Here is a 14,503-nt window from a genome sequence, read left to right as displayed (position 1 = left end):
GATTTTTCATAGCGAGCTAAATACCAATTGCACAGGACGGTCGTGGCGAGTATGGGCAATTTGTGAAGCATCAAATGCCGAAACCCACATACAAGTGCCTTGTACTAATGGCACATCATTAGGTGAACGAATCTCGCGTTTACGTACCATTTCAAGTGTCCAAAAACCATCAAGCCACTCACCCCGAGCCCTGACATCAGCACGATCACCTTCAAAACGATTGGAGCGATACAGCACCGAAGGCAAAACACTGCCTACAGGGTATGAATCTAACGATGCCTGATAGGGTTGATAATCAAACCAAGGGGCGACCGACGCAGCTAAAGCCAGGTTGAGAGATAGGTTTGAGTCTTTAGGTAAACGTTTAGGCGTAATACCCTTAGGGGAATACCACTGCCAATTCATCACATAAGCGCCGCTTTCTTTGCTATCAACAAAGTACCCAGCACTATAACGACGACTGCCACTTTGCGCTAATAAAGGGGCGCCAATATGGTTATCATCGGCCAAAAACATATCATTGGTGCGCAATGCCTTCCAATGCCACAGATCTCGGGGTTTTCCATCTAAACTGGCATGATAACCTTTGCCATGAAAATTTTTAGGTTTACCCGCTAAAGGTTCAGGCCCTAAATGCGTAGTGCCATCACCACCATGCTCACAACTTGGCGAGAGCATGACCGCAAACTTATCTTCATAGAATTTCGTTTCATTAAATTGATAAAAACCATGCTCTTTGACCTGCCAACCATCAAGTGTTTTTTCAAGCGGCAAGTGTAATAAGCTTGCACTCGGATCAGCCCAGCGAAATAAAAAATAGACCTCCTCTGAATTAGACAGCGCTTTAATTTCGACCTTGGTTTGACCATTGACAAAATTGGCCCCACCATGAGTCTGTATTATTATCGCAGGGGCGTATTGCCAGCTCGCTTCATTTCCTTGGCCATCAATATCTATCACGGTCGCTAAAGGGATCGGTTGAACAACAAGTGCTTTTGTTTTTAAGGGGCTTACAACCAAGGCATAAACCAGCAAAGCGAAACCAAAACTACAAGACAAACTCAACCAAACAACTGGTTGATAAATAAGCCTTCTTGGGAAAACTCGTTTGAAAATACCGACACCACATTCAAGCCAATACACATAACCATGCAATACCAAATACAGTAAAATAGTGAAGACACTCAAATAATGCCAATTACCATTAAACCAAGCTAAATCCAGTGCCAGCCAATGCAACCAGCCAGTCAACAAAGTTAACGTTAATCCAAGATAGCCAATACGATTAATAAAGCGATGATAACGCTGCTTAGTATTAAGAAGTTGACGAACAGGCCGGATTTTTTTTACGCGAAGTAAATAAAACACTGCGACACAACTGAGTATTACGCCGCTATAAAAATGCCACTGATGGACACGGCCTTGCGGTAAAATGGCTGATAAAAACGCAAAAGTATCATGGCTGACTAAACTAATCCGTAAGCCTGTTAAAAGACTGGTAAAAAGCAATACAATTGCCAATAGATGCAAAATTGCAAATTGATAAGATAACGTTTTGATAAGTAAATCACAGCAAATATTAATTTAACATATTAATAACATAGTGCTGTGACAGTGAAATTACACATTTTAGGAACAAAATGATGCTATTTTTTGTTATAGCTTATAATTTAATTTATTTTTTAGGTACGCGGTAATTCCAGTCACTGAAATACAAAGCCATTAAGATATTTTAGAGTGATATACTTTTGAGTCACAGTATCTGTGATTTTTTTTCAATTACACTACAGCCTGTACATAACAATAAGCCTATGAAAAATAATTGTTTAAATTTCAATCTCAACATCTTTATGAGTATTTTTTTTATTTATCCATAAGTCTGAGTGAAGTACTTTGATCTAAAAAAATATAAATCAATCTGATATAAACTCAATTACAGACTTTACTTACTCAACATCGCTAAATACTAAATCAGGCTGCTCTGCTAAAAAGTTAGCTAACGATAAAAAGAGTGGTTCTGGTAAAGTGTTTTGCGCAAACCATTGCCATTGCACACATTTGTTAGGCTCTAAAACCTGCGCCTCACCCTCTTCGCACTCAGCAAGCATAAATAAAGTGACATAATGTTTGCCGTCTTTTACAAAAATATCATTAGTAAAACCGAGTTTTTGCAACGCTGAAACAACCAACCCTGTTTCTTCAAACACTTCGCGCTTGGCGCATTGCTCAATGCTTTCACCAAACTCTAAATGGCCACCGGGTGTTGCCCAAGTATGAGCGCCATGTGCACCAAGCCGCTCCCCCAATAAAATACGGTTGCCACGTTTAATGATCACAGCAATACCCACTCGCACAACGTGTTTCATATTAACCCCTTTAAATGATTAAACCTGATGATACAAAATTGTAAGAGAACTGGCTCGAATAAAATACTGCGCCGTTGATTCATCTTCTATTGCGGTTAAACACCCGAGTCAATGTTCCCATTAATGATACAAATAAAACAGTAACTCTATAATCAAGTACCATGATTTTTTCTTACCAAAGCAGAGTACTTAACGAACAATAAAGCAATTGATAATAATTATCATTTGAATTACTATAATTAAAAATTGTTGTTCTTAATTACAGGATAATCATGCCGTTTTCGCATTTATCACTTATTGCTTTGGCCGTTTCATCAATTCTTACGCAACCCACTTACGCAAATACAATTGCAGACGATTCGATTGAAAAAATTACTGTTTCGGGTGACCAATATAATCAGTACAAACCAAGCTCAACCAATGTTGCAAGTAAACTAGGGATCTTGGCAAAAGAAACCCCGCAGGCAATCTCTGTTGTTGGGCAACAGCAAATAAAAGATTTTGCTTTATCAAATATGAATGATGTGCTTAACAATACTGCTGCTATTAATGTTGAACAAATAGAAACTGATCGCACTTATTACAATGCCCGAGGTTTTGCGGTCAATAACATTCAAATCGACGGGCTAGGTTTACCGCTGATTAATGACAATACGCATGGCCAAATGGACATGGCGCTGTATGATCAAGTCGAAATAGTGCGCGGTGCCAATGGCATTATGACAGGGGCAGGTAGCCCATCGGCCACCATTAGCTTAAAACGTAAACGCCCCACCACTGATTTGATGGTAAATTTCAGCACCACTTTTGGCTCTTGGGATAAACAACGATTTGAAAGCGATATTTCAGGTGCCATAACAGACTCATTACGTGCGCGCGCAGTGCTCAGCCAAGATAAATCAGAGTCTTATTTAGATCGCTATTCAACAAATAGCCAACTTGTTTATGGTGTGCTTGATTATGCGTTTAATGCAGATACGCTCATTACTTTTGGCCACAGTGAGCACAGCAATCAATCTAAAGGCAATTTATGGGGCGCATTGACGCTGTATTATGGCGATGGAACGGCCACTGACTATGCAATAAACACCAATACATCTGCCAACTGGTCGCGATGGGATGTCAATGAAAGCCGCAGTTTTATTGATTTTAGCCATAACATCTCTCCTGATTGGCAACTTCGTTTAATGTACAACCGCGTGCGTACCGATGAAGACTCTGAATTATTTTATACCTATCTAACCGACAGCGCAGTGGGTCTAGACCCAAAAACTGGTTTAGGCCTCACAGGTTATGCCAGCGAGTACGATATAAATGATAAACAAGATATGTTTGATGCTTATGTCAGTGGTAGTTTTAATGCGTTTGGCCGCGCTCATGAACTGGTGGCTGGAGCCAGTTATGCACGCTTAGATTATATTGATGTTTCTTTATATGATTTTCATACTGGCAATGGCTTCCCTACTATGCCACGCATTGAAGACTTTACTGGAAATACCCCTTATCCAGAATTCATTGATGGTTTGACCGGTGGCCAAGTTGAAAATACGCAAACATCAGCGTACCTTTCTGCACGTTTTAATCTTGCAGATGGCCTGCACTTACTCACAGGAATGCGTTATAACCGCTGGCAAACGCAAGGTGAATCCTACAACAAACCGCAATTGCGTGACGATGATAAGGTCGTCCCTTACCTTGGCCTAACATACGTACTCACTGATGCGATTACTGCATACAGCAGCTATACCGAAACCTTTATGTCGCAAAAAGAACGCGATGCCAATTGGGACCTTATCGCTCCACTCACGGGCCAAGCAACCGAAGTTGGTATTAAAGCCGACTTATTTGACGGTGATGCCCTGCTTACGGCGGCTTGGTTTGACATCAAACAAGTCAATTTAGCGGTCCCTGCGGCAAAAGCGCCCAATCCCGTTACTGGTATTGAAGAAGATGTTTACAAAGCTGCAGACGGCATTTCAAGCAAAGGAATTGAGTTTGAAGTCGCGGGCAAACTGAGTGACACACTCAATGGGGTAGTGGGTCTAACTGATTTTGCTATTGATGGCGATGAACAAGTCAGTGCTTATACTGTCAAACGTTCTGTCGATATATCGCTCACCTGGTCTCCTACATTACTAGATGGTCTGCGTTTTGGCGTTAATGCCAAATGGCAGGAGGCTATTTGGCGTAATCAAGGGGTTGTTTCTGCACTTTACGCCAATGCTGGTCAAGAGATAATAACTCACCAACCTGCAGTCACTCGCATTAATTTAATGGCGTCTTACGACATTAATAAACACCTTGCATTGGCCTTCAATGCTAACAACATTACGAATAAAAAATACCTTAATAGCTTGCAATGGGCACAAGGATTTTATGCACCACCACAGCATTATAGTGTGAGCCTCAATTGGGCATTTTAATTTAACTAAAAAGCACGGCATTTGCCGTGCTTTAACCGTTTTAATGGTATAAGAATGACTAAAAAACAACTTTACAAAATGCATGGCTGGGCGGGATTATTCTGCTTAATCCCCTTTATGTTAATTTGTCTTACCGGCAGTATTTTAGTATTTAAAACAGAAATCGATATGTGGCTAATGCCAGATATCGCTGCTGTGGTTGAAGGCGAGCAACGCCTTAATGCTAATCGATTATTGCAACAAATCCATCAGCACTATCCAGATTATGAGCTCGGCAGTTGGGAGTTACTCGGTAATAATGGCCAAGCAGACCGGATATATCTTATAAAACAGGGCACAGATATTTGGTATAAAGCGCATATCAACCCATTTACGGGTGACAAGCTCAGTGAACCGACCCTGATGAGTCATTATCTCACCGATTGGTTACTTGAGTTACACTACACTTTATTATTAAATGATATTAGAGGGTTAGATGAGCATTTAGGAACGGCTTTTACTAGTATTTTTGCCTTACTTTTAATTTTTTTAGGGATCTCAGGTCTGATTATTTATCGACACTTTTGGCGTCGTATATTTACCTTACGGTGGGATCAGCGCTTGTTAGTGGTCTTTAGTGATCTCCATAAAATGGTTGGCACCCTTGCGTCACCTATTTTATTAGTACTTGGCATCACCGGAGGTTATTACAATATCGCTATTTATGTTCATGAGTGGCAAGAACACCAAGATGGGCAAGAGCATCATAAAATAAGCGCTCGTTTATACAATAGTGATCTCAATTTTGAACAGCTGTTCACCCAAACAGAACAATACCTAACAGGGTTTGAAACAACCTATGTATTAATGCCAACTGAGCCCAAATATCCAATCACCTTGTTTGGCAAAGTCAGCAGTAATAATCCCCTTTTAAGTGATTATGGCAGCACCTTAACGTTTGATGCCCAAACAGGTAATCTGCTTAATAGTTACGATATCCGACAACAATCTTTTGTGATGGTCATGGTCGATACCTTCAGAAAGCTTCATTTTGGCAATTTCGCCGGACTCACAAGCAAAGTAATTTATACCATCGTTGGCTTAACACCTTTATTATTAGGGATTACAGGTGCTTATTTATGGATTTCAAGACGAAACAAACGCGCTAGAAAATCTCACTCGATTAATGCAGATTCAGCGGTACTAAACTCAAAAAGATGCCAAAATTAAGGGCCGCTTAACCACTAAAATGCTTACGCTAAGCTCAGTGAATTAATAATTATTATTCTATTTTAATCACTTTGGTTCTAAACCATAAAGCCCCATTTATATTAATTTAAGGGGCTTTTATTCATTCCACTCAATGTGATTTTCTCTAATATAAAACTTGTATCTAGAAACCTTGCGGCCCTTAGATATCATAGATACAAATCATCAGATTCAATTATTGTGATATGTAATCTTAACGCTAGTTAGCAGCTATTTTTTATTGGGCGCTAAAATAGCTATTTTAAACTTCATGGCATATCAATAGCGCAAAAACTGCACTTATCCTCCCTAATTAACTCAAAAATTGGCGAATTTACAGACTAATTCTATAGTTATCTTGCTACAAACAATCTGGTAGATATTACTGCCAGAGTTAATATCGGGGATTTAATAATGCATAAACCATGTAACGTAAATCGACTAAGTATATTAGCCGCCATCATGCTCTCAGGGTTATCCACCACTTTTGGAGCCTCAGCCGAAATTGCCGTAATTGTTAACACCGCCAACAATACCACTCTTGAAAAAGCAGATATCGAAAAAATATTTACCGGTCGGATGAAGTCTTATCCCGACGGAAATGTTGCGATACCTATGAATGCCGCAAAAAACATGAGCACAAGGGATGAATTCAATCAAAGCGTGCTTGGGCGAACCAGCAGCCAAGTAAACGCTTACTGGTCTAAGTTGGTATTCACAGGTAAAGGTAATATGCCGATGGAACTTGCATCCGATGCCGAAATTATTTCAACAATATCATCAAATAAAGGAGCGATTGGCTATGTTAGCGTTTCGTCCGTAACTGATGATGTCAAAGTAATTGCTAAATTTTAGGTGGGACGGTATGAAGCATTTTAACAAAACACTCTTAGCATTAATTATTTCTGGAAGTTGTGTATCACATATTGCACAAGCAGAAGTCAGTATTTCCGGTTTTGGTTCTATCGTAGCAGGTAAAACCTTAGGCACGGTTGAAGACCCGCTAAAACCCGGCACTAAACGAGACGAGATTTTTACCGCTGATTTTTATGATGTAGGCCAATACAGTAATGATTTTACTTTTGAACCTGAAACGGTGTTTGCCCTGCAAATATCAGCCGATATGGGCGATAAACTAAAAGTAACAGGCCAATTAGTGGCCAAAGGTACCGATGACTTTAGACCTGAGCTTGATTGGTATTACCTCACCTATCAAGCTACCAATGAGCTAACGCTGATGGTCGGTCGTCGTAATATTCCGATGTATTATTTTTCAGAGTTTTCTGAAGTGGGCTATGCCTATCCGTGGATGAGACCACCTTCAAATTTATATTGGTGGCAAGTCACGCAGTTTAATGGCTTTACCGCGATGTACGATTTTGATATGGGGGGATATTCTAATACCGTCAGTTTCTTCTATGGCAATGAGTATTCTAACGAAAACAAAGAAATGAATTACTATGATAAGCTCTATGGCGGCAATGCAAGGGCTGTGAACGAGTTTTGGACCGATATTGTTGGTATGAACTGGAACTTATCGGGTGATTTCTTTAATGTTCGATTTGTTTATTTCCAAAATGACCGAGATAGAGAAACCATTGCACAAGATGGCAGTATCGCCGACTACACCCCATTTTCTCAACAATTTTTGGGCCTTGGGGGAAATGTTGACTTAGCCAATTTCACTGTTTTATTCGATATGAATATGGTGAAATACGATGATATCTATGGTACTGAATTTCCAACTTATTTAGTATCGCTAGTCTATCATATGGATCAGTTTCATCCCTATATCAGCTACTCAAAAGCCGATCAAAAACGCACCAAACGAGCTAATGAGGAAGATTACGAAGAGCATTATTTATTAAGCTATGGAGTACGCTACGATTTCCATCAAAGCGCGTCATTAAAGTTACAATATGATAAGTTTGTTGATCAAGGTGATAAAGCAACCGGTTGGGCGTACCACGGTGACTCCGATACCATCACTGTCGGTGTCGATTTTATTTTTTAACCACACTTAAAACACAAAGGCAAGGTTGAACCTCAACCTTGCCTTTTTATTTCAATGTTACTAAACCTCAATGCTGGATAAGAGATTTACCAACGCATTGAAAAGTAAATATCTAAGTTATTCAACTCTAGACAGAAATTTTCAAGGCTAACAAAACGAATGGTCGCGTCAATGGCAGGCCTAGTGCACGTAAGTCCAACGTTGAATACGTTGAGAATGGCTACCAGGGATTAGCTTATTATCTAAAATTGAAGCGAGTTAGCCAACACCAATTTGAGCTCATTAAGGGCGCCAACTGAAAAGCCTCTATCGTAAAAATAGATAATTACTCCTGCCTGATTTATGAGCACTACGCGGGCGTTATTCGGATTTTCATTGCCGGTGAATTGCTGCACTGTATCGCCGTCTTTATAAATGGTTATTACCCCACCCCACAGCTCTTTAGGGATCCCTTTGCGCATCCCGCTATCAATAAAAGTACTGAACATCCTTGGCGCCATTCCTTGAATTGTTGGCAATTCATAAGTCGGCAGCACTGTATCTGTCATATCAAGACCAATTAGCCAGCGGTCAATGTCAAATTGGCTATCTTGCTTGTAACCAATAAGGAGCAAAGTATGTTGATTATTAAAGTCGCGAGGGATCACAACTTGATTTTTTTCTAAACTTTCGCCCGATACGGTCGGAAACTGTTTTCCGACCAATTGCTGATTAGGATACTTACTCGAACACCCCGCGAGTACCAACAATACGACTGCGCTAAACATCACCTTAAACATTACATCCCCTTTAATGACTAAATTTAACCAATATCTATACCTTATTACGTAATACTTTCTAAAATAGATTCGTTTATATTATTTCTAGCGAAAATACCTCTGTCGATTTTTCCGATTTGTTCAATCTGTTTATCCCCTTAGTAAATTTTGACATTGATACCTATAGTCTCACCTGCTAACTCAAAGGAGAGTCATCATGTTAAAACAACCTACCGCGACAATTTCAAAACTAGCGATTGCCGTGTCAATGCTAATAAGTGCCAATGCCCAAGCCACTAATGATATTAAAACCAATCAATTTTGGTGGCCTGAACAGCTCAACCTAAGCCCACTTCGCGCCCATGGTGAAGAATCTAACCCAATGGGTGAAAATTTTAATTATAAAGCAGCTTTTCTCAGTCTTGATTTAAACCAAGTCAAAGCTGACATTGAGCAAGTCCTCACACAATCACAAGATTGGTGGCCTGCCGATTACGGTCATTATGGTCCATTTTTTATTCGTATGGCCTGGCATGCAGCTGGGACCTATCGTGTTCATGACGGCCGAGGTGGTGCTGGTGGCGGTCAACAACGTTTCGATCCACTCAATAGCTGGCCAGATAACGCCAACCTTGATAAAGCGCGCCGTTTGCTTTGGCCAATTAAACAAAAATATGGCCACAACCTTTCTTGGGCTGACTTAATCGCGTTAACAGGTAACGTGGCACTTGAATCAATGGGCTTCAAAACCTTTGGTTATGCTGGTGGCCGTGAAGATGATTGGGAGCCAGACTACGTTTATTGGGGCCCAGAAAGCAAATTTTTAGCTGACGAGCGCCGCGACAAAAAAGGCAAATTGAAAGGGCCTTTAGCTGCGGTTGAAATGGGGCTAATTTACGTAAACCCAGAAGGACCACATGGCAACCCTGATCCAATTGCATCAGCTAACGACATTCGCATGTCATTTGGTCGTATGGCAATGAATGATGAAGAAATTGTTGCACTTATTGCAGGCGGACATTCTTTTGGTAAAGCCCATGGCGCTAAAAAAGCCGGCTGCCTTGATGTTGCACCCGCAGCCGCGGCCATTGAAGAGCAAGGATTTGGCTGGAAAAATAAATGCGGCAAAGGTAATGCTGAAGATACCATCACCAGTGGTTTAGAAGGTGCATGGACTGTGACTCCTACCCGTTGGTCAATCAACTACTTACAAAACTTGTTTGCTTACAACTGGGTACAAACTAAAAGCCCAGCAGGCGCAACGCAGTGGATCCCTGAAAACAACCAAGCGGCCAACTTAGTACCAGATGCGCATATTGAAGGTAAACGTCATGCACCAATTATGTTTACAACCGATATCGCGTTAAAAGAAGATCCTGAATTTAATAAGATTTCACAGCGTTTTCTTAACGATCCAAAAGAGTTTGAGCTCGCCTTTGCCAAAGCATGGTTTAAACTCAATCACCGTGATATGGGACCAAGAGCCCGCTATTTAGGCAGCGAAGTACCGAAAGAAATCTTATTATGGCAAGACTACATTCCAGAGGTGAACCACCCTTTAGTGAATGAAAAGGACATTACATCCCTTAAAAACGCCATTTTAAGCTCAGGTTTAACGGTGCCAGAATTAGTACGTGTTGCATGGGGGTCGGCTGCAAGTTATCGTGATACCGATATGCGCGGTGGTGCAAATGGTGCACGTATTCGTTTAGCGCCACAAAACGAATGGGCGGTTAATAACCCTGCAGAAGTCAGTAAAGTATTAGCTAAACTCGAAGCAATCCAAACGCAATTTAACAAAAAGTCGAGTAAAAGAAAAATATCTCTGGCAGATATAATTGTTTTAGCAGGCGCAAGTGCCATTGAACAAGCAGCAAAAGAAGCGGGCCACACAGTTAAAGTACCATTTACTCCAGGGCGAATGGATGCCTCGCAAGAAATGACTGATGTCGAATCATTCAAAGTGCTTGAACCGAAAGCCGATGCATTTCGTAACTTTTACAGCGAACAAAGCTACTTTTCACCGGCTGAAATGCTGATTGAACGGGCAGACTTACTCAATCTAACCGTGCCAGAAATGACCGTATTACTCGGTGGTATGCGCGCCCTAAATGCCAATACCAATGGCGCACAACATGGGGTGTTGACCGCAAAACCGGGCACGTTAAACAATGACTTTTTTGTTAACTTACTCGATATGTCAACCAAGTGGACAAAATCAGGTACCGAAGGTGTCTACGAAGGCCATGATCGCAAAACAAATCAGCTTAAATGGACAGCAACACCAGTTGATTTAATTTTTGGTTCTAATTCAGAACTACGCTCAATGGCCGAAGTATATGCAGCCCAAGGTGCTGAGAAAAAATTTGTTGAAGACTTTGTTTCCGCATGGAGCAAGGTAATGAAACTAGACCGTTTTGATTTACGTTAATACCTTTTTTTTAAAACAATCGATTAAAACATGAGTTTACAACCCAGAGTTTAAAAATTAAAAAAGCGGCCTCGGCCGCTTTTTTATCTCAGTTCACCAATATTCGTTCTCACCACCTAACATCCTAGTTTTGTGCGCTGTGCTCAAAGTCAGCAACTAAAACCTTAAGATGCCCAAGTTCTGTGGTTTTCTGACGTATTTTTTGCTGTAGCTTATAAATAGCAAGCAAACAAAGCGGTGAAACGATAAACGTATAAAACCCTAATAATTGTTCGGTTGCGTGATCTAATTGCAACCAATGCAACAGCCAAAGTACGCCACTAAACACCATTAAAGCAATACAAGAGCACTGAGTATAACGCAGGTATTGCACACTTAACTGACACGCCCGATAGCGAAATTGCACTAAGCCATCACAGCTCCAATTGTCGTACGCTAAAATAGGACGATGCACCTGCCAACTAATATAAAATGTACTGAGCGCACCGAAAACCAAAAATGCACAAGACACTCCACCAAGCCAGCCTGGAATGGTAAATACTATCCAACACGCTGCCATCGCCATCACTAACGCACCTAGCCATTCGCCATACATTAGAGTTCGCTGGCGACGCTGGCGCTTACTTGCTTGCGCTAAATCATCAACACTTGGAGCGTGCTCTTTTGGGGTTTGCTGTTGTTGCCAGCTTTTTGCCAGCGCTTTAAAGTCAAAATCATCGGTCATGTTGCATCAACTCCATCAATTCTATTTTGGCACGATTCAGTCGCACCCTCACCGCACCATGGCTTACCTGCAAAATATCTGCAATTTCAGGTGCATCTAAATCTTCCATGGCTAACAGGATCACCTGCCTATTAGCCGGCGATAAACGACGAACAGCATTCATTAACTGTTGATTTTGCTGGCGTTCATCTACCTCTGCAGAGGGGCATTCTTGCAGCATCACATGATGAATATCGTCTTCGAGTGGCTGCCATTTAAAGCGCTGCGCCCGAGCAATGTGATCAACCGTTACATTGTGAACAATCCTAAACAAATAAGCGCGAGGGTTTTGCGCCTCCTGCAAACGCGAAACTGACTGATGTAAAGCCAAAAAGACATCCTGTTTTAAATCTTGCCGAGCGGCCGGATCTGCCTCACAAGCAAGCAAGGTTCGACTAATTGCTCCCTGATTTTGCTGCCATAAGTGCAGTAAAAACTGCTCAGGCGTCATTAAACTCGAATCGAATGTGGTCAAACAAAACCTCGTCGCTAAATTTATTTTTGATAAACACAAATACTCACTCCTGCGCTTACCCTACCATCCTATTAGTCTGCCCTGCTTGGCAAAGTGTTACATAAAAAAAATAAAAAATTTTATGTAACACAATACAAAAATACCACGACTTAAAAAACAAACACATCACACAGCAGAGAGTAACAATGAAAAAACGTTCACTTATTTACCTTATTAGCAGCCTAACAGTGGGGCACGTTTGGGCTAATACACCATCAAACCTTTTAGATGCAGAACAAACAGGCACAGTGCTGTACCACAACGCAACGTTACTCGATCCCGCAAGCGAGCAGCAACTTAAAGACGGTTGGTTATTAACCAATGCAGGTCGCATTATCGCAATGGGTCAACAACACAGCGCACAGCCTACTTTGCCTATTGCAGAGCAACATATTGACTTAAATGACCAATTTGTCTTACCCGGTTTAATCGACGTGCATCTGCACCTTACAGCAGGGCCACATCGGGTTGAAATGCAAGGTGACACGCCTATTTTGTCAATGAAAGGACATAGCCAAATAACTCGCTATCATGCGCTGACGACGCTTGCGTCGGGGATCACTACCGCATTTAGCCCTGCCGGTGAACCTGCCGCCAATTTTGACTATGCGCAAAAGCAAAACTCAGGCCAGTGGATAGGCCCTGCACTGATTTATGCAGGTTATATTTTTGAACCAACACCTATTTTAGGTGGCGCAGTTTACCCAAAAGATGAAGCAAGCTGGCAAGCTGAAATTGCTAGCCAAAAAGCACAAGGCGTACAATACATCAAGCTTTATACGGGCCTCAATAAAGACGAAGTGGCCATGGGCGTGCACTTAGCAAAATCAGCTGGCTTAAAAACCGTTGCTCATCTTGATAATGTCAGCTGGCAATATGCAGCAGAGTTAGGCGTTGATGCCTTAACCCATGCTTTACCAACCAGCGCAGAACTCCTGACAGGCGAACATAAAACAAGCTATCAAGAAGAACGACAAGACCCTTATAACCAACGATTTATTTACCGCTGGTTCCAACATGTCGATTATGACAGTGAGCCGATGCAACAATTGTTTAAAACCTTGGCCAAGCAGCAAACCAATATTGATTTAACCATGGTAGTGAATGAACTATTTTACTTTGCTAAGGAGCTTGAAACCCGCTACCCCGAGCAAGATATGTGGGTATTTCATCCACAATTACGCCAGCATTGGCGCGCGACCATGGCTGCGCCTAGTTATAACTGGACAGCAGAGGACTTTACCTTAGCTCAACAACAAATGTCCAAAGTGCAGCAATTATTTAAGCGCCTTTACGATGCCGGTGTACCACTGGCAATTGGCACCGACAGCTTTACCAGTGGCCCATTTTATCTGCGCGAATTGCAACTGAGCCAAGCTGCTGGGCTTAGCAATTGGCAGGTTTTGCAACTTGCGACCATCAATGGTGCCCGTCATCTTGGTTTAACCGATACCGGAAAATTGGCGGTCGGGTTTAACGCTGACTTTATTGTTATGGCAGCTAACCCGCTAAAGAGCCTTGATGCACTCAAAACAATTAACACCGTAGTGCAACGCGGCAATGTCACACAAGTGGCAGACCTTAAAGCACAATTATCAACCTTGACCGATGCTGTGCTGTAAACAACGCACTAATCACTTTTTTATCACTGACGAACAAACTAAAACGAGGAATCTCCCATGGAAACAATACAAAATTACCTAACAGTATTAGAACAAGCCAATACCCTAACGTTAATCCTATTTGGCGTATTTTTTCTGGTTGTGTGGTTTTTACCAAGCCTATTAGCGTTACTATTTAATCGCCAACATGCTTTAAAAATCGCGCTACTTAATGTCCCGGCAGGCCTATCATGGATCGCATGGATAGCTTTATGTGTGTGGGCTGTTACTGGCAAACTGAGCGATAAACTCGCAGCAAAAGCACGTTTAAAACCAATCAGTCATTAGCAATTGTGCGCAACTGGCACCGTGTTAATCAAAATCAGCAGTGGCATTCATTTGTAGC

General features: G+C 41.5%; 12 protein-coding genes. 7 read left to right on the top strand and 5 right to left on the bottom strand.

Annotated elements, in window-relative coordinates:
• Window positions 1-6: 6 nt before the first annotated feature.
• Both PTUN_RS19265 and PTUN_RS19260 read right to left on the bottom strand, forming a co-directional pair.
• On the bottom strand, window positions 7-1,509 hold the full coding sequence (locus PTUN_RS19265) for an ethylbenzene dehydrogenase-related protein (RefSeq protein ID WP_232284970.1): 1,503 nt from the start codon (window positions 1,507-1,509) through the stop codon (window positions 7-9).
• A gap of 437 nt (window positions 1,510-1,946) precedes the next feature.
• Complete coding sequence (locus PTUN_RS19260; RefSeq protein WP_009837058.1) at window positions 1,947-2,366, bottom strand: nucleotide triphosphate diphosphatase NUDT15; 420 nt, start codon at window positions 2,364-2,366, stop codon at window positions 1,947-1,949.
• Window positions 2,367-2,638: 272 nt separating this feature from the next.
• On the opposite strand from PTUN_RS19260, the gene PTUN_RS19255 reads away from it, so the two are divergent.
• From PTUN_RS19255 to PTUN_RS19240, 4 genes are all read left to right on the top strand, one after another.
• A complete protein-coding gene (locus PTUN_RS19255; protein WP_009837059.1) occupies window positions 2,639-4,789 on the top strand; it encodes a TonB-dependent siderophore receptor in 2,151 nt (716 codons plus the stop codon).
• Window positions 4,790-4,843: 54 nt separating this feature from the next.
• Window positions 4,844-5,998: a PepSY-associated TM helix domain-containing protein gene (locus PTUN_RS19250; protein ID WP_009837060.1), complete on the top strand. Its 1,155-nt coding sequence runs from the start codon at window positions 4,844-4,846 to the stop codon at window positions 5,996-5,998.
• A 432-nt stretch (window positions 5,999-6,430) separates the two neighbouring features.
• Window positions 6,431-6,871, top strand: a complete 441-nt coding sequence (locus PTUN_RS19245; RefSeq protein WP_009837061.1) for a type 2 periplasmic-binding domain-containing protein — start codon at window positions 6,431-6,433, stop codon at window positions 6,869-6,871.
• 10 nt (window positions 6,872-6,881) lie between these two features.
• On the top strand, window positions 6,882-8,030 hold the full coding sequence (locus tag PTUN_RS19240; protein WP_009837062.1) for a hypothetical protein: 1,149 nt from the start codon (window positions 6,882-6,884) through the stop codon (window positions 8,028-8,030).
• A 242-nt stretch (window positions 8,031-8,272) separates the two neighbouring features.
• Here PTUN_RS19240 and PTUN_RS19235 read toward each other — a convergent pair whose 3' ends face one another.
• Entirely contained in the window at window positions 8,273-8,809 is a 537-nt protein-coding gene (locus PTUN_RS19235; RefSeq protein ID WP_009837063.1) for a hypothetical protein, read from the bottom strand.
• A 196-nt stretch (window positions 8,810-9,005) separates the two neighbouring features.
• Here PTUN_RS19235 and katG point away from each other — a divergent pair, with 196 nt between their 5' ends.
• Window positions 9,006-11,219, top strand: coding sequence for a catalase/peroxidase HPI (gene katG, locus PTUN_RS19230; protein WP_009837064.1), 2,214 nt, complete (start codon window positions 9,006-9,008; stop codon window positions 11,217-11,219).
• A 124-nt stretch (window positions 11,220-11,343) separates the two neighbouring features.
• On the opposite strand, the gene PTUN_RS19225 is transcribed toward katG, so the two are convergent.
• On the bottom strand, window positions 11,344-11,943 hold the full coding sequence (locus PTUN_RS19225; RefSeq protein ID WP_009837065.1) for a hypothetical protein: 600 nt from the start codon (window positions 11,941-11,943) through the stop codon (window positions 11,344-11,346).
• A complete protein-coding gene (locus PTUN_RS19220; protein WP_232284971.1) occupies window positions 11,933-12,457 on the bottom strand; it encodes an RNA polymerase sigma factor in 525 nt (174 codons plus the stop codon). The genes PTUN_RS19225 and PTUN_RS19220 overlap by 11 nt, the downstream gene beginning before the upstream one ends.
• A 185-nt stretch (window positions 12,458-12,642) precedes the next feature.
• Here PTUN_RS19220 and PTUN_RS19215 point away from each other — a divergent pair, with 185 nt between their 5' ends.
• Entirely contained in the window at window positions 12,643-14,118 is a 1,476-nt protein-coding gene (locus PTUN_RS19215; protein WP_009837067.1) for an amidohydrolase family protein, read from the top strand.
• 57 nt (window positions 14,119-14,175) lie between these two features.
• Window positions 14,176-14,445: a superinfection immunity protein gene (locus PTUN_RS19210; protein WP_009837068.1), complete on the top strand. Its 270-nt coding sequence runs from the start codon at window positions 14,176-14,178 to the stop codon at window positions 14,443-14,445.
• Window positions 14,446-14,503: the final 58 nt, after the last annotated feature.

This window comes from Pseudoalteromonas tunicata (assembly GCF_002310815.1).
In the GTDB taxonomy this organism is placed as follows: domain Bacteria; phylum Pseudomonadota; class Gammaproteobacteria; order Enterobacterales; family Alteromonadaceae; genus Pseudoalteromonas; species Pseudoalteromonas tunicata.
This window is presented reverse-complemented; position numbering and strand designations above follow the sequence as displayed.